20 protein-coding genes, 1 pseudogene and 1 other annotated feature are annotated in these 18,556 nt (G+C 60.7%); of the genes and pseudogenes, 10 read left to right on the top strand and 11 right to left on the bottom strand.

The genetic code is table 11. The features are described 5' to 3' along the window. Nucleotides 1–150 precede the first annotated feature (150 nt). Nucleotides 151–375 carry a hypothetical protein gene (locus ASE69_RS04375; protein WP_056483559.1) on the bottom strand — a complete coding sequence of 75 codons (225 nt, stop codon included), beginning with the start codon at nt 373–375 and terminating at the stop codon, nt 151–153. A gap of 135 nt (nt 376–510) precedes the next feature. On the opposite strand from ASE69_RS04375, the gene ASE69_RS04370 reads away from it, so the two are divergent. From ASE69_RS04370 to ASE69_RS04350, 5 genes are all read left to right on the top strand, one after another. Next, nucleotides 511–714: a hypothetical protein gene (locus tag ASE69_RS04370; RefSeq protein ID WP_056483556.1), complete on the top strand. Its 204-nt coding sequence runs from the start codon at nt 511–513 to the stop codon at nt 712–714. Between the two features lie 3 nt (nt 715–717). Then, nucleotides 718–1,194 carry a LexA family protein gene (locus ASE69_RS04365; protein ID WP_082452858.1) on the top strand — a complete coding sequence of 159 codons (477 nt, stop codon included), beginning with the start codon at nt 718–720 and terminating at the stop codon, nt 1,192–1,194. Further along, the gene (locus tag ASE69_RS04360; protein WP_056483553.1) at nt 1,191–2,459 is read left to right on the top strand and encodes a Y-family DNA polymerase; all 1,269 of its coding nucleotides are present in this window, start codon (nt 1,191–1,193) and stop codon (nt 2,457–2,459) included. The genes ASE69_RS04365 and ASE69_RS04360 overlap by 4 nt, the downstream gene beginning before the upstream one ends. A gap of 106 nt (nt 2,460–2,565) precedes the next feature. Further along, the gene (locus ASE69_RS04355; RefSeq protein ID WP_082452857.1) at nt 2,566–3,093 is read left to right on the top strand and encodes a potassium channel family protein; all 528 of its coding nucleotides are present in this window, start codon (nt 2,566–2,568) and stop codon (nt 3,091–3,093) included. Between the two features lie 88 nt (nt 3,094–3,181). Continuing rightward, nucleotides 3,182–3,526, top strand: a complete 345-nt coding sequence (locus tag ASE69_RS04350; protein WP_056483547.1) for a hypothetical protein — start codon at nt 3,182–3,184, stop codon at nt 3,524–3,526. Nucleotides 3,527–3,547: 21 nt separating this feature from the next. On the opposite strand, the gene ASE69_RS04345 is transcribed toward ASE69_RS04350, so the two are convergent. Next, nucleotides 3,548–4,207, bottom strand: coding sequence for an SOS response-associated peptidase family protein (locus ASE69_RS04345; protein WP_056483544.1), 660 nt, complete (start codon nt 4,205–4,207; stop codon nt 3,548–3,550). A gap of 375 nt (nt 4,208–4,582) precedes the next feature. Continuing rightward, a complete protein-coding gene (locus ASE69_RS04340; RefSeq protein ID WP_200924115.1) occupies nt 4,583–5,281 on the bottom strand; it encodes a hypothetical protein in 699 nt (232 codons plus the stop codon). Nucleotides 5,282–5,858: 577 nt separating this feature from the next. On the opposite strand from ASE69_RS04340, the gene ASE69_RS04335 reads away from it, so the two are divergent. Further along, a complete protein-coding gene (locus ASE69_RS04335; protein WP_056483538.1) occupies nt 5,859–6,257 on the top strand; it encodes a hypothetical protein in 399 nt (132 codons plus the stop codon). Nucleotides 6,258–6,332: 75 nt separating this feature from the next. Here the strand turns inward: ASE69_RS04335 and ASE69_RS04330 are convergent, their stop codons facing one another. After that, entirely contained in the window at nt 6,333–6,647 is a 315-nt protein-coding gene (locus tag ASE69_RS04330; protein WP_056483535.1) for a PilZ domain-containing protein, read from the bottom strand. 409 nt (nt 6,648–7,056) lie between these two features. After that, nucleotides 7,057–7,226, bottom strand: a pseudogene (locus tag ASE69_RS21770) (IS3 family transposase); the annotation flags it as partial. Next, nucleotides 7,117–7,232 (bottom strand) — a sequence feature (AL1L pseudoknot). (Overlaps the previous pseudogene by 110 nt.) Nucleotides 7,233–7,601: 369 nt before the next feature. Between ASE69_RS21770 and ASE69_RS04325 the strand changes: the two are divergent. The 3 genes from ASE69_RS04325 to ASE69_RS04315 all read left to right on the top strand — a co-directional run bounded on the left by ASE69_RS04325 (nt 7,602) and on the right by ASE69_RS04315 (nt 9,802). Beyond that, a complete protein-coding gene (locus tag ASE69_RS04325; RefSeq protein ID WP_056483532.1) occupies nt 7,602–8,432 on the top strand; it encodes a YihY/virulence factor BrkB family protein in 831 nt (276 codons plus the stop codon). Continuing rightward, on the top strand, nt 8,429–9,442 hold the full coding sequence (locus ASE69_RS04320) for an AI-2E family transporter (protein WP_056483529.1): 1,014 nt from the start codon (nt 8,429–8,431) through the stop codon (nt 9,440–9,442). The genes ASE69_RS04325 and ASE69_RS04320 overlap by 4 nt, the downstream gene beginning before the upstream one ends. A 90-nt stretch (nt 9,443–9,532) precedes the next feature. Next, the gene (locus ASE69_RS04315) at nt 9,533–9,802 is read left to right on the top strand and encodes a hypothetical protein (protein ID WP_056483526.1); all 270 of its coding nucleotides are present in this window, start codon (nt 9,533–9,535) and stop codon (nt 9,800–9,802) included. A gap of 226 nt (nt 9,803–10,028) precedes the next feature. Here ASE69_RS04315 and ASE69_RS04310 read toward each other — a convergent pair whose 3' ends face one another. The 4 genes from ASE69_RS04310 to ASE69_RS04295 all read right to left on the bottom strand — a co-directional run bounded on the left by ASE69_RS04310 (nt 10,029) and on the right by ASE69_RS04295 (nt 14,913). Continuing rightward, nucleotides 10,029–11,378: a sensor histidine kinase gene (locus ASE69_RS04310; protein WP_056483522.1), complete on the bottom strand. Its 1,350-nt coding sequence runs from the start codon at nt 11,376–11,378 to the stop codon at nt 10,029–10,031. Nucleotides 11,379–11,380: 2 nt separating this feature from the next. Further along, nucleotides 11,381–12,064: a response regulator transcription factor gene (locus ASE69_RS04305; RefSeq protein ID WP_321163564.1), complete on the bottom strand. Its 684-nt coding sequence runs from the start codon at nt 12,062–12,064 to the stop codon at nt 11,381–11,383. Between the two features lie 59 nt (nt 12,065–12,123). Continuing rightward, nucleotides 12,124–13,338: a trypsin-like peptidase domain-containing protein gene (locus ASE69_RS04300; protein ID WP_056483517.1), complete on the bottom strand. Its 1,215-nt coding sequence runs from the start codon at nt 13,336–13,338 to the stop codon at nt 12,124–12,126. Between the two features lie 87 nt (nt 13,339–13,425). Continuing rightward, entirely contained in the window at nt 13,426–14,913 is a 1,488-nt protein-coding gene (locus ASE69_RS04295; RefSeq protein WP_082452855.1) for a DUF389 domain-containing protein, read from the bottom strand. 337 nt (nt 14,914–15,250) lie between these two features. Here ASE69_RS04295 and ASE69_RS04290 point away from each other — a divergent pair, with 337 nt between their 5' ends. Beyond that, nucleotides 15,251–16,891 (top strand): diguanylate cyclase domain-containing protein, encoded by a 1,641-nt coding sequence (locus ASE69_RS04290; protein ID WP_082452854.1) that lies wholly within the window; start codon nt 15,251–15,253, stop codon nt 16,889–16,891. 162 nt (nt 16,892–17,053) lie between these two features. Here the strand turns inward: ASE69_RS04290 and ASE69_RS04285 are convergent, their stop codons facing one another. Beyond that, nucleotides 17,054–17,515: a VOC family protein gene (locus tag ASE69_RS04285; protein ID WP_082452853.1), complete on the bottom strand. Its 462-nt coding sequence runs from the start codon at nt 17,513–17,515 to the stop codon at nt 17,054–17,056. A gap of 349 nt (nt 17,516–17,864) precedes the next feature. After that, nucleotides 17,865–18,527 carry a J domain-containing protein gene (locus ASE69_RS20990; protein WP_162236831.1) on the bottom strand — a complete coding sequence of 221 codons (663 nt, stop codon included), beginning with the start codon at nt 18,525–18,527 and terminating at the stop codon, nt 17,865–17,867. Nucleotides 18,528–18,556: the final 29 nt, after the last annotated feature.

Genomic DNA, 18,556 nt, shown 5'->3' with positions numbered 1-18,556 from the left:
CGTTCAGGCAGTCGGCTAAAACCTCCCACTGTCGGTACTGCTCCCGCTGCCCTGGTGGCGTCTTTTCCATACCCGACGCCACGATCTTGCATGCGCCCATCTGGCCATGATCGGCCATCAGCGCGAAGGCCTGCCGCCATGCGTCCTGCATCAAGCCGACAACCAGTCGGACTCGGCGTCGTCGACCCCGGCGAACATGTCGCCCTCAGCCTGCATGGCGCTGAGATGTTTGCGCACGGCCTCCGGATTTCCGTTCCGGGGAAAGCGCCGATCAACGACGGCGCCAGCCGCCAACTGGCCAACGAGATCGCTTCGGTCTTTCTGCGCCATAAGCCACTCGCCAAACGCTGGCTTCGGCTCGTCATGATCGATCATTCTTGCGTCCCTCGAATCGTTAGGCCGCCAATCGCATCAGATTGATGTTCTTGAAATGTTCTTGCGAATCAGCGGGGATCGCGCCTAGCTAGGGACTGGCCACGACCGGCGACTCGATACTGACGGAGCAACGAAATGCAGCACGATCTGCGGCTGAGAGCGGCTGCCCGCGCAATATACGGCAACGTCTATCCATCTGCTGATGCAGTGCAATTCAGCTTCGACGAGGCCGAACGGTTCGGAACTGTGGAGTACCGGCAGGCCGTGGGCGCTACCCAGGACGCACGGTCGGTTCTGGCTGACCAGCACGACCAACTCCTCTTCGCCGCGATCCTGTAGATCATGCGCTCGACCAACTCAGACCGGCCGGTCGTCGTTGCGCTGAACCGTCGTGACGAAGTGCTGCGGCTCCACGACGTCCCGTTCGAACTGGTGCCGTGCGAGGTGCCCTTCTTCCTCGTCCATACGCAAGCCGGGTTTCCGTCGCCCGCGCAGGACGACATGCAGGAACCGATCGACCTGGGTGCGTGGCTCGTCGAGCATCCGGCTGCGAGCTACATAATGCGCGTGGATGGCCGATCCATGTCCGGTGCCGGGATCAACGACGGTGATCTGATCGTCGTGAACCGAGCCAAAAAGCCGAAGGCCGGCGCGATTGTCGTGGCGCTGGTGCATGGCGACCGGACGCTGAAGCGTCTGCGCTACGTCGACGGCCGTCACTGGCTCGTTCCCGAGGCCGAAGGGTTCGCGGACATCCTGGTCGATGAGCATGTCGAGATATGGGGCACGGTCGTTGGCGTCGCGCGCAAGATGGTATGAGTACGCCCATCGCCCTGATCGACTGCAACAACTACTACGTCTCGTGCGAGCGGGCCTTTGACTCCAGCCTGGTCGGCGTGCCCGTCATCGTGCTGTCGAATAACGACGGGTGCGCCATTGCGCGATCGGCCGAGGCGAAAGCCCTGGGCATCAAGATGGGTGATCCGATCCACCACCTGCGCGACAAGGTGCGGCGGCATGGCATTCAGGTGCGATCGTCGAACTATGCGCTTTACGGCGATATGCAGCGCCGGGTGATCGCCGCCTGTGAGGCTTTCGCCCGCGACTTCGAGATTTACTCGATCGACGAGACGTTCCTGGACTTGGCGGGATTTGAGGACCGGGATCTCGTCGCTCACGCCAACGCCATGCGGACGCAGGTCCAGCAGTGGACGACGATCCCCACCTGCGTCGGCATCGCAGAAACCAAAACACTGGCGAAGCTGGCGAACGCCGCTGCTAAGAAGGACCAGCGGTTCGACGGCGTGGCCGATCTTCGCGACGACGACGTGCGGCGCGATGTGATGCACGCCTTCGCGGTTGGTGACGTGTGGGGCGTTGGCGGTGCCACTGCACGCAAGCTGACCGACCTGGGGATCAACACCGCTGGCGCGCTGCGAGACATGCCGATGAAGCAGGCGCGTGCCGTCGGGACAGTCGTTCTTGAGCGGCTGGTTGCCGAGCTACGCGGGGTCCCGTCCAATGCGGTCGAGTCGGTCCAGCCGCGGCGCAAGGGCATGGCTGTCACCCGGTCGTTCGGGACACCGATCTGCGACTTCGAGCGGATGATGGGCGCGCTGTCGCAATACGCGCTGCGAGCCGGCGAGAAGCTCCGATCGCACGGGCTCGTCGCGGCCCGGCTGACCGCGTTCTTCCATACGAACAAGCACAAGCCCGACCGGCCTCAGTACGGCGCATCGCGCATGGTGACGCTGCATCCGATGACAAATGACAGCCTCGAACTGATCGCGGCGGCCAGGCGTGGCGCTGAGAAGGCGTGGCGCGACGGATACGCCTACACGAAGGCCGGCATCATGCTCGACGATCTGCTTTACGAGGATGAGCGGCCGCGCACGCTGTTCGAAGAGGATACGGCCAAGCGCGATCGACTGATGGGAGCGCTCGACGCGATCAATGGCAGGTTTGGAACGTGGACTGCGGTGACGGCGTCACAGGGGTTCAAGCGCGAATGGAAGATGCGGTCCGAGATGCGGTCGCCGGCGTGGACGACGGACATCGGGCAGGTGCCGACGGTTCGGGCGTAGTCGCATTCCCTTCAAGCGCACGTTCACGACATTGGTGGATCAATGTCGTGAACAGCGATACGCTTCACCGCAGTGGTCCGGGGGCGGGCGCCAACGAGGGTGGGCTATGAAGAAACTCGCATCGCTAATGGGCCGATCGTTTCTCCTCGTCGCGGTAATCTACTTCGTCACCGTCACTACATCAGCGATCATTTTCGAGATTGCCGAGGGTAAATATGACGCGGTCGACTCATTCTGGTGGGCATTCATCACGGCGACCACGACCGGCTATGGCGACATCTACCCGGTCACGAAGACGGGTCGGGCGGTAGCGCTCTTCCTCATGCACTTCGGTCCAGGTTTTGCCTTCCCGATGATGACGGCAATCATGTCGGCCAAGCTGATCGTGGACAGTGATGCATTCACTCACAGCGAGCAGGAGCAGCTGAAGGAAGACATCGCGGCGATCCGGGGAATGATGACGCCGACCAAAGACGGGAGCTTTGCCGCTGCAGCCCGGCTCGAGGCCGACATGCGGCGCTTCCTGCACGATGAGGAGCCGACGCGTCGCGCCCAATGCCTGGACGAGTTCCGGCAGCGGCTGGCGCTGACACCCTGGGCGGAAGCTGAACAACATTCAGACGGCGGTAGATAAGACGAATTTTCCGGAGGGAGATGACAGCGTAACGGGATCTGCACGACGAAACCCGACGTTAGAGCACGAAACTTAGAATTGAGATCGCATGCCCCACGCCAGCAATATCGTTTACTGCGACGGACCTGACAGCCCGCATGCGTTCGACATCGTACCCCTCCAGCCCCGCAACGGCAGCCTCGATGCCATGTGCTCGGTCTGCAAGGGCCGCGGGCAGTGGAATACCGAGATCGATCTCGTCAGTTTCCGGTGCAAGCGAATGGCATGCGACCGGTGCCACGGTGCTGGCTGGGTCGAAACAGGTACCGATCCGATCGGCTTGCCTGACATTGAAGTTTCGCCGGAAGGGTATCCCCGTTGGACGATCCGCTTCGAACCCAGCGACACGGAGATAAAGGTCGACCCGGCCCAGTCTGGTCTGGCTAAAACCTGAGCCGGACGAAGCTGACCGTATTTAGATCAACCGAGACGTCGGCGTGCGCGTCGGAAACACTGGCCCGCGTACCGTCATTCGGTCGGCAGGATATGGCCGCTGCAACGACAGGACATCGTCATAGCTACCGGTCAGCCACCGCTCATGATCGTCCGGCCGCAGGATCGTGATCATCGCCTTGGGGTGGATCGGCGCCACCAGTTCGTTCGCGTCGCAAGTGACCATCGCGAAGTATCGCTGTTCGCTGACCTGCCGCCAGAAACCGGCGATCGCGAACACCGGCTGATCGGTCACTCCAAACCACATCTCCCCCTTGATAGGCTTCTTGCCGTCTCCAAGGTCGGTCGGCTCGCGGGCCCATTCGCAAAACTCTGTTAGCGGGATGAGGCAGCGGTTCGCCGGATCAGTGACCAACGACCGCCACTGCGGCAGATGCAGGGTGCGAACGTTGGTCTGCGCAATCTTGCGGCCTGATTGTTTCGCCTGCCCCGCCAGGACGTCCCATTCCATCACGTCGAGCCCGCGGCGATCGGCTTCGTTCCGCACGACGTACGCCCGCCCGAACGGGCGCAGCTCCTTGGGATCGAACCGGTTGTCCATCGGCTTGGCGGCAAGCCATTCGGCACTAAATCGTTCAGTGATGGTTTCCGGCTCGCCGTCGAACCGGGCGCGATTACACATTAGAGGTTCACCCGACCGACAAGCGCGCCGACCGCGATCACGGAGACAATGATCGCCCAACCCTCCCAGGTTCGAGGGGACCAACCGATCCCTACTACTTTCGGCTGAAACCATTCGCGCGGGTTATTCATGATGGTTCCGATATCGCTGAGAATGGTCAAGGTCTATGATTGCCGGGCTACTCAAAGGGCGGGCCGGCAGTCACTTTCCGGGGATACTTGGCACTGAATCAACGCGGAAAACTCGAACCGGTTTCGCGGTAACGGCCCGCCTCGATAGCCAAGAGAACACGAGGCGGGCCGGCCCAGGCCGGAGGACGACCTTGGCTGGCAAATCATGGGGAGGGTTAAGCCGCTTAGCAACCGCGACGGTAGTTCACCTGGGCATCTCGGCAGTCAGAGCGACGGGAGCAAGACTGGCAAGATAAGCCTTGCCGTGAAGGCCAAGCGGCGTGATGCGGCCGGCATTCCCAGCCTGTACGGCCTTCAGATACGATCTAGGTTTCTTCATCAGCTTCGGCTGGTCGAGCCCTGTAAGCCCAACGATCCGCGCCGCTTCCTTCACGAAGGTCACACAGTTGTGATCTGATAGGCGATACACGCTGTCGGGCTTCCCCTCGCTCCACGCATCGACCAACCGCAGCACCGCTCCATACTGTGCATCGCTCATCACAACTGAGAATTGTGCATCACTGCCAGCAATGTACCCTGGCTTGGCAATGTCGAGCTTTCCCGCAACGGGCCCCATCAAGAGTGCTGGCGAGACTGATTTAGCAGTGAACCCGACATTCGTATCAACCGGCGCGCCACCAACATCGGGTATTCCGCGCAACGTGAAAAATGCATGGGGGAAGCTGTTGCCAAGCTCGTGGCTCCAGAACGTAATCGTCACTGCGGCCTGCGCAGGAACCGCGGTGAAACTCCATGCGAGGAAAGCGGCAGCCAGCTTTAAAAAGGTTCCCATACAGGGAGTTACCGCTATCGAGCGCCGTCTGGCAAATAGAATCGCTTCATGCGGCAGTCCTGCATAGAAACCGGAAGCACCGCAGCGGGGAGGCGTCTTGGGAATGCTCAACCCGCTGCGATGTCACAATACTGACACTTACCTATACGGTAGGCAATACCCGCTGATTCTCAAAATGAAACAATGCCGCGACGAACGCGTGTGACGAGCACGGTGTAAGATGCCCGCCGCGACGGTCCATAGTAGCGGCAGCGCCTGTTGCGCCGCAACAACCATTCGCGAGACGCCGTCTTCCATGTCGCACCTGCTGCCGCCCACGGCGTAGAGGCTTTAAAGGTCGGTGTCGGATATCGACTTACCTGCCGTCGTGCGTGTCGACCCATTTGATCATGCCCATGGCCCCTTCTTTATGACTGGCACGGATAGCCTACCGTAGCGGTCCTCGGCCGCATTCCCGGTAGCGGTCTTGCTTGGGGCGTATTCTCGCGTCGCATAAAGGCGGCGTAGAATCATCGCTAGGTCGCGCTCTGTCAGGCCAGACGCAGGATCGATCACTTGCCCTTCGGGCAACGGCCCAACCCAAGCAGCAAGGCGGTTGCACGCCACACTCAGTTCGAGATCTAGGGAACCATCAAAGTCAGTCATTGCGGGAACCTACGCCTTCCGTTTCCGTCCGCGAGTTCATAGAATGATCGGCATGGGAGCAAGGATAGCGACGATCACTGAAGATGCCCTGAGAGGCGAATGGTTTTATCTCGAGGAAGAACAGTCGCTCGATCGAACGGCCATGAACTTTTTCGTTCTACGCGCTGGGGAAATAAGAGTCGGTGAGGCGGCCGAGGTGGTGGGCACGTACAATATCGAGGGCGATCGGGTGGTCATCACCTTCCATCGTACAATTCCGTTTAAGACGACGATCACGCTGAGCAATGGGCAGTCTGTTTTCGACCCGGCGACGGACGTTCTGTCATCGTCCACGATCTACACGCTACCCGACGGCAGTGACCCGCTTAGGATGTACGGATCGTTCGTTCGTCGCATTGCCGACTTCCCTAGCGCTGACGACGTGCGGGGGCGCCTGAGATAAGCAGAGACGAACTTATCGCCCGTCGTTTTCAACGAGGCAAATGACATACTGGCACCTGACCTGTCAGCACGACACCTACTTCCGCCCCGCTTCCACCAGCAAAGCCTCGATCATCGCAGGCTCCAGCGGTTCGGCAAACTGGCAGCCCGAATTGTACTCATCTGCCCATTTCACGGTTGCCGACACTTGTCCTACCAACGGGAGGGTCAACCAGATGACAGAACCGACCTTAAGTGCGGAGTACGTCCTGAGCCGTGCACCACTGACTGAAATATCCGAAACTCGGCACAACGTGCGATGCAAGCCATCAAGCTCGGCATCTAAGCCGATCGCTGATCGGGCCGCGCCACGCTGACCTGTCTTCGCGGCTTCGAAATCTGCGCTGAACATAACACTTGTTAGGCCAGCGTATCTGACATTTCTATATCATAAAGCAGGATGGAATGTTTTAGCGATTGGAGAGGGGCAATGTCGGGTTGGAGCCCCCAACCCCGCCATTACGCCTTCGAACCGCGTCCTCCTGTTATTCCTCCACTTATTGAGGTGGCGAAGTCATTGTCCTCGCCTGGGTTCCCGCCACCTGCACTCGAACCGCGACCGCGACCGCGACCGATGCACCAGTCCCCCGTAAGTCATTGAATCTTATTGAATTAACAATGAGGGCCAATCGGGAAACCGGCGTTGATAACAAAGAGTTTTACGGGTCCACGGCTGAAGCACGGGTTCGATTCCGCAGGGATCACCATTTGTGTGATTTCAAGCCACGCGACCAGTCTCGGGCTTGAGGATCAGATCCTCACGCGCGTGCCGGCAGACGCGATGGGTCCTGTCGCTGCGCGACGTGCTCGTAATAGGTGGATGGGGCGATCAGCAGGACACGGCAGATCGGCCCGACCCAAAGGCATCGCGGTGAGCATCAATAAAAGCGATCATCTCCGGAACGGGCGGTCGAGTTCCGCCTGCGCGAAATATGCCGACGCCCCTTCGGCCCATCAACCGCGGGATGATTCTGCGAGCGCTGCCTTCCGACGCGCGACCGCTGGTTGAAGGGCGCTCGTTGCACCCCGAGAACGACTTTGGCCCTCCTCACAAATGGACTGCGGTAGGTGACGACGATGCTAACGATTGCGCGGAACCCCGTCCCCATCTCGAACGGTATGCCGGAGCAACGTGGAGCTGACCGTGATCGATCTTTCCTGCCGCGGCTTCACGGCTGATCCCTGGACCGGAAATACTGACCCATGATGGCTACGGACTTGAAGGGTAGCCAAATCCTTCGTGCCGGCTTTCGTTTGCTGCGTGTCAAGATGTCTACCCAAGCTTGGTCGGATCGGGCTGTGGACTGTGCTATCGGTCCGAACGGTCCGTAGCGCGCTGCGTGACGATTTCGGCATCGCGGCGAGTTCGATCGCGTTTGCCGCCTTCCTGGCGATGATCCCGCTCGCCGGCGAAATTGCGGGCGTTTATGGCATGGTGGTTCCACCAACCGCAGTCGCCGACAATATGGACAGGATCGTCGCCATCCTGCCGGTCAGCGCACAGCATTTGGTGGCCGCGAACCTGAACCGCGGACTTGCCAGCGGTGGCGACGGGATCGTCACGCTGATCGTGTCGCTCGGGATCGCGCTGTTCGGTGCGCGTCGTGCGGGACGGTCGCTGCTTCACGGAATCAACCTAGCCTATCGGATCGAACGCGAGCGTAGCGGACTGCGCCGACAACTGGTGTCGACGATCGTAGTCCTGAGCTGCGCCGCGCTCGTACTGACAGCGCTTATCTCACTGTCCGTCCTCACTTTCCTCCAGAGCTATGTTCCCGACGGACTGCCGGGTGCCCGGCTGGCGTCGGCGATCACGCTGTTCGGTTCGTTGACGCTCGGCGCAGGTGGCGGCCTGATCATCCTGTATCGCTATGCCCCGGCGTCGGAGGCTATCGTGTGGCGCAGCGCCCTGCCCGGCACGATCGCCGGCGTTGCCCTTTGGCTGACCGCGACGATGATGTTTCGCGCCTATGTCGCGCGGTTCGCGCGCTTCGACGACACCTATGGCTCGCTGTCCGCGGTCGTGGTGCTGATGCTCTGGCTGATGGTGTCGGCCTGGGCCCTTCTGCTGGGCGCGCGCCTCAATGCCGAAGCCATGTGCCATGCCGGCGAACACATAAAGGAACGTGACGAATGACCGACATCCCCGTGCAGGACCGCTACCGCAACCGCCTGCTCGGCATCATCACCGCGATCCTGTTGATCGCCGCGCTGCGCATCGGCTTTGCGGTCATCATGCCGATCGCCTTTGCCGCAATCATCGTCGCCGCGCTCTGGCCCCTGAAACGCTGGCTTGCGCGGTTCATGCCCTCCTGGGTCGCCTATACGCTGACCCTCCTGTCGCTGGTCACGATCCTCGGAGCGTTCGCCGCTGCGGTGTACCTGTCGGTCGGTCAGGTGATCGGCGCGGTTGCCTCGCAATGGGCAGGTCTCGAGCGCGGTTATAACCACCTCGCCACTTGGGCGGCGGATCGCGGCGTGCCGATCGCCGGGACGATCAACCGGCAGCGGATCACGATGCTGGTCCAGATGCTGGCGAGCGGCGTCTACGCCTTCGTCACCTATGTCGGCTTCATCGGCATCGTGGTGATGCTCGGCCTGCCCGAAGTGCCACGGCTTCGGCGCAAGCTGTACGAGATGTTCGAGGGCGGTGCGCGACGCGACATGCTCGAGGTCGGCGAAAAGATTTCCGGCCAGATCCGCCGCTATCTCGGCACCACGCTCGCGACCAGCATCCTGACCGGCGTCGCGTCATCTTTGTGGTCGTGGATGACGGGGCTCGAGCTGGTGCTGGTCTGGGGCATCCTCAACTTCCTGCTCAATTTCGTCCCCGTCATCGGCAACATCGTCGGCATCGTCCCGCCTGTGCTCTTCGCGTTCATCCAGTTCGGCGGGTGGCAGATGCCGTTGCTGGTGTTCGCAGGATTCGTGGTCCTGCAGATGACGATCAGCAACGTCGTCTACCCGATCCTGCAGGGCAAGCAGCTGTCGCTGTCGCCGCTGGCTATCATCGTCGCGATGACGTTCTGGAGCTGGGTATGGGGCATCGCCGGCGCACTGATCGCGGTGCCGCTGACCGCGGCGATCGTCATGATCTGCGCCCAGTTCGATCGCAGCCGCTGGATCGCCAAGCTGTTGTCGTCGTAACGACGAGGTGAAGTGCCTGATGAACAGGAACAAAGCCTCCGGTCAGCGATTACGCCACAAGAACACGCAGTCAAAAACAGGGGATCGAAAATGAAGAAGACATTCGTAATCGCGATTGCAGCAGGACTCGCTTCGCTTTCGGCCTGCAACTCCAGCCCACGCGAACAGGCCGCAGACAAGATCGAATCCAACACCGAAGCGGTTGCAGATAACCTCGAGGATGCCGCGGACCGGGTCGATAACGAAGCAGTTGAGGATCGTCTGGAGAACAAAGCCGATGCCGTTCGCGCAACCGGTCAAAATCAGGCTGAAGACATGCGAACGAATGATCCCGACACGAACCTGTCGAACGGCATGTAATTTTATGAGACAGGACGAGCCGCTCCCAAGCACAGCTCGCTCTGGAGGGGCGTCCAAGTAATATTGGGCGCCCTTTTCCGTTTCCTGCCGCTCTTGAGCTGACCTCAAGAGAGACACGGGAAAGCCCGGACTTTCGATCTTAGAATCTGACTTCACAGAATGTAGGTGCCGTTCGGGGGCATTTGCGCACCGACGCGGAAACTTATTTGCCTTACAGGCGGCAATTTTATATTGCATTTGGGAAGTGAACTTCCGCCCTTAGTCCCGGGGTGTTGTCGGCTAAAGCAAGGCGGGCGCCGTGAACCCTTGCGGCAACGAGCGCGATATTGAGTCCAAGGCCACTGCCTTCGGAATTACGGCTAGCGTCGAGCCTGACAAAACGTGACAAGGCATGCTCGCGTTGATCCGGATGTATCCCCAGCCCGGTATCGGACACGATCAACCACAGCCCGTCACGACGGTGGCCGAGGCTGACTGACACGAGACCGCCTGGGGGCGTATATTTGATCGCATTGTCGATTAAGTTCGTGACGAGTTGTCCGAGTAGCGATCGCACACCGCTGACTATTGCAGGCGATACTTTGGCATTCAGTAAGAGCCCCCGATCGTCGGCTACGGGTTCGAACAGTTCAACGGCCTCGCCGACGATTGCCGCCAGATCGACAGGAACGAATTCGCTGGCCATCGTCGTTTCCGCTCTAGCCAGTCGTAGCGTGTCGTCGATCGTCCGGAGCAGGGCATCGAGATCACTGCGCATATCCGACATCGCATCATTTTGATCCCCGCCAAGGGCCGCAAGTTCGAGCCGGGACCGGATACGCGTCAGCGGCGTCTTCAGATCATGAGCAAGCGCATCGGTCGCGGTTCGCAGCGAATCCACCAGGCGTTCGATCTCCGCAAAGCTATGGTTCAGTGTCGCTGCAAGGCGGTCATATTCATCGCCTCGCCCCGTCACGGGCAAGCGCTCGTCCAGATGCCCGGCTCGAAAACGATCGCCGGCGGTGCTGGCAGCATCGAGAAAGGCGAGCCCGCGCCGGCTGTACCAGAAGCCGAACAGCAGGCCGATCACGCCGGTAGCCATCAGCGACCAGGCCAGTGCGGAGATATAGCGGTCATGCAGCAGGCGGCGATCGTCCGAGAGGCTGCCGACGAGCAGCCGATAGTCGTTGCCGAGAAGCACCGTACGCGCGGCGACCTGTCGCTCGATCACCAAGCCCCGCGTCGTCGCGACCTGCGTATCGAAACTACGATACCCGGTACGGTCGATCTCGCCGGGCCATTTTGCCAGGTTTCCCGCGATCGGCTCGCCCGAAGCGTCGGTCATGAGATAGATGAAGTCTGTAACGCGCGGGCGCCCGACCGCACGGGACACGGCCTGCGCCACGGCAAATGGCCCCTCGCTCTGATACCGCTCGATAAGCCCTGCCGTCTCGTCGTCGACCGCTGCCTGCGCGCGGGCGTCGAGCAGGCGTACCGTCTGGACATATTGTACGCTCAGGGCGATCCCGGTCGCGATCAACGCGATCAGCGTGATCCAAAGCGCACCGCGCAGCGCGGCTGTCGACGGCCAGCGCATCGTCAGACAGCATCCAGCCTATAGCCCGAGCCGCGGACGGTTCGGATCATCGGACTATCGTCTGGACCGTCGATCTTGGCACGCAGGCGGCTGACATGGACGTCGACGACGTTCGTCCCCGGATCGAAATTGTAATCCCAGATCGCCTCGATCAGCATCGTCCGCGTCACCACCTGCCCGGCATGGCGGGTCAGATAGTCGAGCAGCTGATACTCCTTGTTGAGCAGTTCTATACGCCGGCCGTTGCGCATGGCCGTGCGGCCGAGCAGGTCGAGCGTCAAGGAGCCCGTCTGGCGGGTACCTTGCGTCGTGTCGGTGTCGCTGTGCCGACGGACTATCGCCTCCAGGCGTGCAACGAGTTCGCCAAACGAGAAGGGCTTGGCCAGATAATCGTCGCTACCGGCCTGAAGGCCCGCGATCTTGTCGTCCACCTGCCCCAGGGCCGATAGAAGCAGTACCGGCGTCCGATCTCCTTTCGCACGCAATGCCTTCAGCACTGACAGTCCATCGAGCTCGGGCAGGTTCCGGTCGAGAATGATCGCGTCATATCGGCCGACGATTGCGGCAGTGAGGCCATCGATGCCGGTGGCGGCGTGATCGGACACATGGCCAAGCTCCACCAGCCCGCGGCGAACATAGTCTGCGGTCTGTGCGTCGTCTTCGATCAGGAGCAGCTTCAAGGTCAGACCGTTCCATTCGAGGTGTCAGGGAGCGGACGCGTGTACCGCCCCCCGGTTCCATGGGCTCAGGACTGGCCTATTGCTTCGCCTGCGATGCGCAGGTTCAGGGAAATCTGGCGGCCGTCACGCAGCACCTGTGTCGGAACGATCGAACCAATCCGAGCCTCCGCTACGGCGCGGGCAAGGTCGCGCCCATTATCGACCGGCTTGGATCCGAAGCGCCGAACGACGTCGCCGCGTTGCAGGCCGGACCGCGCGGCTGCTCCGCCATCTTCAACCTCGGCGATCAACGCGCCCTTGGTGACGTTCGAACCCATCGCGCTGGCGATCTCCGGTGTCAGGTCCTGCAACGAGACGCCGATCCTGCCACGCGATACATGGCCGGTTTGCGCAATCTGAAGCGCGACCTTCCGCGCCATGGCGGCAGGTATCGCAAACCCGATCCCAACATTACCGCCAGTCGGCGAGAAGATCGCGGTGTTCACACCGACGACCCGGCCCGCGCTATCGAACAGCGGACCACCCGAGTTGCCGCTGTTGATCGCAGCATCGACCTGCAGAAAATCGTCGTAAGGCCCTGCTCCGATCTCGCGGCCGCGTGCGGAAACGATGCCGGAAGTAACGGTATTGCCAAGGCCGAACGGACTGCCAACGGCAAACACGCTATCTCCGACGCGAATATGGTCGCTGTCGCCCCATTTGATCGGGGTGAACTTACCCTGCCCTTCAATCTTCACCACGGCGACATCGATCTTGGGATCACGCCCCAGGACGCGACCGGCGAACTCGCGGCCGTCCGACATCTGGACGGTGACGCGGTCGGCGCCGTTGACGACATGGTTGTTCGTGATGACGATCCCGGATGCATCGACGATGAACCCCGAGCCTAGCGATCCGCGCTGCGGGCCTTGCTGTTGTGGCGCCTCGGATTGCCCACCGCGATCCTGCATGCCGAACCCGAACAGCTGACCCAGTCGATCGGCCAGTTCGCTGTCATCCGACCCGAACTGCGTCGGTTCGAATTGCTGCTCCTGCGCAGACGCGGGCTTGACCTGGATTTGAACGACGCTCGGTCCGACGGCCTCGACCATGTCCGATAGCGAGGCATGCACCCCTGTCGACGCGACGGCAGCGGGCCCGGGTGCCGTGAACCGCTCGGCGATGCTGGTGCGACCGTTATCCGCGGCAATCGCCCCGCCTGCGACACCGACGAGTGCCGTGGTTCCTAGCGCGACGGCCGCGATCAGCGGGCGTACGGTCAGTCGACGGTTGAGTATCACGGTCTTTGTCCTTGTCCTGTGAGCCTATGCTCCTTTTGGAACCGGACGATGAGCGCCGCCTGTTGCGAACATTACATCGCTGTAATCTTACGGCGCAGCCTGCTTGCCCGGTGCTACGCGGCCGCTCTGGACGCCGGGCGCAGCTTGATCGGTATCGACAGACCACCTCAGGCGAAGGCGGCCGCCCGCCCGCCCGGGTTCCGCCCTCCCCCCTCGCGCAACGATGCCCTCTGCGATTGCCGTGCGCTGCCGCAGGCTGCCGCCCGATACGGCGAGCGTGCGCGCGAGCCGCGCCGATGCCCAGCCTGCTTCACCGAGCGTCTGATCGTCGATGACCCCTGAGTCGATCATGACGTCCGGCAAGGCGATGTCGTTCGGCGGATCGAGAACGACGTGCCAGTCGGCTATCACAGCGTCGGCACGACGTTCCAGATCGCGGTAGCCGGCAATGCCGAGGCCGGTCAGCGGCGCCGCAGCGGCGCGGATCGTTCGCGCGGCTGGATCAAATTGCACGGATGATAGGGGAACGCCTGCGATAAGGGCGACGTCCGCGATCGCACGATCACGCTCGCGAGCGGCGCGCAGCGCATCACCATTGCCCGCCCGCGCAATCTGCGCGGCCTCGACCGCGCCGGTTTCGGGAGAGATGCGCACCTGGTCGACATGGACATCAACTGGTCGCGAGAGCCGTTGGCGGAGGTCCGCTGCAAGTTTGCGATCCGCCCCCGGCTCTATCCGTGGTGTTAGCATCACGGCGCGGACGCGTACCGGGTTCGTACCATGGTCGATCTCGACCTGGCTCAGACGCGCACCGGGTGGAAAGTCCTCCCCGAGCGCGTCGCGCACCTGCCGCTGGGCTACCGCTTCGAAAGCGATCCGACGCAGGCCGGCGCCGAGAGGAATGGACAGGACCCCGATCGCGACGGCGAACAGGACGAGTTGCCATCCGGTATGGTGCGGCGAAAGATGGCTGCCGAAGCCGTAACACCTCGCGACGAGGGCCGCCGTCAGCGCAATCGTGATGGCGTTGGTCAGGAACAGCAACAACGCGCCTGAGAAGACCACCCAGTTCCATGTCGCGATGCCGAACCCGACTACCACCAGTGGCGGCATGAGGGCGATCGCGATCGCGACCCCGACGACCGTACCCCCGCGCCCGCGGATCAGCGCATAGCCCCCTGCGATGGCCGACAGCAGTGCGACAAGCAGGTCGAACAGCGTCGGCTGCGTCCGCCCGGCAATTTCGCTGGTGATAGTCTGTACCGGCGACAGCAGGATCAGGACGACGGACAGTGCCACCGCGATCGCCGCGCCCAAGACCAACGCCGTTGCGGCGCGGCGTATCTCACGAAAGTCGAGCGTGGCGATGCCAAAGCCCAAGCCGATGATCGGCATCATCAGGGGCGACAGCAGCATGGCGCCGATCAGCACCGCGACCGACGGCATCAGCAGCCCAAGCAAGGAGATCGCAGCCGAGATGACGATCAGGAAGGCATAGCGTCCCGACCACCCCGCTTCTTCGGCGATCTGTCGCAGGACGCCGTCATGATCGACGCCTTCGGTAGCCTTGGCCATCCACGCCCGGGGGAGCGTAACGAATTTCGATGGGCTTAGATGGATTGGTTCGTCTCCGTCATAGCGAAGGTCTTAGATAGACCGTTGTACAGATTTTCGCGAAATGCCCACAGGGTGGCGATACGAGCAATATGCGCAATCGCAGACATTGCCGTCCTATATCGTGTCAACCCTGGCGCGGAGACGGGAAGAGCCGATCAAGCAGCAGAAAGTGCCCCTGCCCCGACATCTTTAGAAGTCGCCCACGATAGGCGGTGGGCCTCCCATCTGCGGCCGCTAAATCTAGGTCCCCGTTACCCAAACCCCACCCGCGTTCTCGAGCGCGCGTTCAGATAGGATGCTTTCACCTTTTGCCTTTAATCAGAGGCATGTGAAAGCCACTGAAAGCCCAATCGTTCGCGATATTCCGGACGGAACGTACGTCGAGTTTGTTGCCAGTCTGTGCGGCACGCGCATGCCCGCAGTGATCATGACGCTGTTGTTCCTTATGGTTGGTGCGCTCAGCGTCCGTGCCTCACAGGATATCGCTCTGGCCAGCTTGGTTGCGACGGGAGGCTGCGCGAGCGTGGCCCGCCTTGTCGTTCTTGTCCGCGGTAGACGGTTGTACGACAACACCGAAACGCCCTTGGTCGACGCCCAGCGCTTTGAACGTCAGTTTGCGCTCACCTATTGGGCCTTCGCGACAGTTTTTGGTCTGTTTGCCGCACGATCGTACATGCTGCCACCTGCAGAATGGCAGATGCCCATCGGCATTCTCGTCGTGGGCTACGCTGCCGGAGCAGCGTCTACCGTTGCGATGCGTCCTTACATTGTCGTTCCGAGCCTGATTTTCGCAGTGACACCACCGGCTGCCATTCTTTTGTTCCGGGGAGATGCGAATGCCAGTGTATCGTCTCTATGCCTGTTTGCGCTGCTCGCTGGTGGCCTTCGTAGCGCCCGCCAACGATATCGATCGCAGTCGGCCAAGGCGACTACGCGACACGCCTTTGCTCGTCAGGTCAAAACGGATCATCTGACTGGGCTTGGCAACCGTCTCGCTCTTGCCGAGGCATTTGAGACAAACGCCCGGCCAGAACGACACGGGCGTATCGCTTTTCATTATGTTGACCTTGACGACTTCAAACCAGTCAACGACCGCCTTGGTCATCAGGTAGGCGATAGCCTGCTATGTTTGGTCGCCGATAGGTTGCGGGCATGTAGTAATCCTGGCGACGTGGTTGTTCGGCTCGGTGGCGACGAATTTGTCGTTGTGCAAATCAACTCCGATTCCGACCTCGACGTTGAGCGACACAGATTACGCATTGAGCAGGCCTTAAACGGTTCATACGTGTTGGACAGCCATTCGGTGAACTGCGCCGCTAGCGTCGGATCAAGCCGCTACACTGGTAACAATCAGAGTATGAACTGCCTTCTGGTGGCTGCAGACGAAGTGCTGAGACGGAGAAAGGCGGAGCGGAAAAGTCGCATTGGAAGTCCGCCTGTCGATACCGGCAGTCTCAAACAACGTGATGCAATCGATTACGCCTCGGTCGCGGAAGGGCGCACAGACAGCTACTCGGTCACGCACGAAATGTTGAGTGATGGCGAAGTGTATGAACGATTAGCCGTCACCGGCATCGCCGCAACGACGTGGGAAAGTGCGCCCGATGGTCTTATCGAGACCGACAGTCCCAGCTGGCGGGCCTATACCGGTCAAAGCTATGACGATTGGAAAGGCTATGGTTGGCTAACTGCAATCCATCCCGACGACCGAGTAGCTACGATGCAGAAGTGGCGTGAAACCGTACACGATCAGCAAGCCGTTGATGCGGAGTACCGTTTAAGAGGAAAGAACGGGATGTACCGTTGGATGAGCGTCCATGCCGTTCCGTTGCGCACTAAGGATGGACGGATTGTCAGGTGGTTGGGTATTAACATTGATATTGACGATCGAAGGAAGCTACAACTAACGCAAAATACCAAAAGTCTTCTGGACTAAAATCAAAAAGACCCACTTGCGGTCATTCGCGGTCTCTTTCTGGCTCCCCAACTTCTGTCATCCATCCAGTATTGCAGCAAAGAAGGTGCTGAGCCTCGGCCCTGTCCGCTGCCTAGCCGGCTTTCAAAAGAATGATGGGCCGGCAAAGCTTTTGCCCGCTCATCAACGGGCTGTCGGCTGCATAAGCTCTATCGTGATATGATCGGGGCCTGAAACGTAGGCCACCAACGTTCCCTTCCGTGGACCACCCGGGATCGGCAGCGGATTGCCTTTCGCCTTCCATCCTGCTGCCTCGACGCGGGCAATGGCGACACGAATATCCTTTACGGTCAGAGCCAGGTGGGCCGCTCCGATCGATCCCGCGCCGCTAGGCACCGTCCCGTTCTGGCGCCCGTTTGAATATTCCAACAGTTCGACCACGTAGCCGTCTTGTGCCTTGACGATCGCCGTTCTCACTTTCGGATCATCGACACCTGTCACCTGATGCAGGAAGTCGCCCTCCATCTCCGATTGCCGCTCAAGTGTAAAACCGAGCGCTCCCGTCCAGAACCGAACGGCTTCGTCCAAAGACGACACAACAAAGCCTGTGTGGTCCACGGCAATTACGTTTGCGGCGTCCGTCATTACTGCCCTCTCACTGGTATGCCGGCCGTGCTTACCACGCGACCGTTCACCATCGTAAACCGCTTTCCCTAAACCCTTCCCCGCATACACTTTCCAATATGGGCTGATGGGCACGGAGAAACGGAAAGGCTTTGAGCCTCTTAAAGCAGCGAGTTCCAGGATGCGAAAGACCTTGGGAGCAGACGAGCTTGGTCATGCAGCTATCAGGCGATCAGCGGCCGCGGAGACCCATAATCAGACGTCCCCGCCCCCTTCCCAGCTTCCAACTTCGGCCGCTCGTCCATCTCCGTGTTACGACTGCTTTTGGCGCCTGATCCTGCGAACTCGAATGTCGCGACGAGGCGATAGTTTAGGAAGCAGACTGTCCAAATCTGAGTTTTGTGCCCGATGAGCTGCGGACGGCTTTTGCGGGGGGCTCAGGCACGTAATTAGCGGCGACGTTACGTCGAACCGTCGGTGCCAATCCGGATTCCTCATTCCACAGAACCAGGATTGTAGCGATCGGTGCGGCGGTGAGGATCAGCAGGAAAAGACCCATCAGCCATTCGTTGGTTTCTAGCGGCTGCGAGAAGCTACCGCTGGGCTGCATCGACGGGCTAGGTCGCATCGGACGCCTGCCGGCTTTCCTGGGGTGAAACGCGCGGTTCGCGGTCGCTCGGTGGGCAGACGGCCTGATCTGCGACCGATCATAGGTCGCGCGTGCTTCCTTCTTTCCCAAAACGGAATACGCCTCGTTGATCTCTTTCGCACGAGCAGAAACATCCACACCATGATTTGCATCGGGGTGATATTGACGGAGCAGCGCTTTCCAGGCGGCGTGGATAGTTTCGCGACTTGCCGTCGAGGGCACCCCTAAAACAGAATAATAATTGGGTGAGAGAGCCATCTGGCCATTACTTGCGGCTAAAACGCGAAAAAGAAAAGTCCGCCTGGCGCGTGATCTAAACCTGGCCTCCTGGGTGATCCAAAGGGCAGCTTTAGGCGCCAACAGCCAGATGGCTACCATTCCCATCCGCAACATCCTGCTTTCGATGACACGAC

The sequence above is a fragment of the Sphingomonas sp. Leaf208 genome, from assembly GCF_001421415.1.
In the GTDB taxonomy this organism is placed as follows: domain Bacteria; phylum Pseudomonadota; class Alphaproteobacteria; order Sphingomonadales; family Sphingomonadaceae; genus Sphingomonas.
Note: the sequence above shows the minus strand (reverse complement) of the source record. Positions and strands in the feature narration are given on the sequence as shown.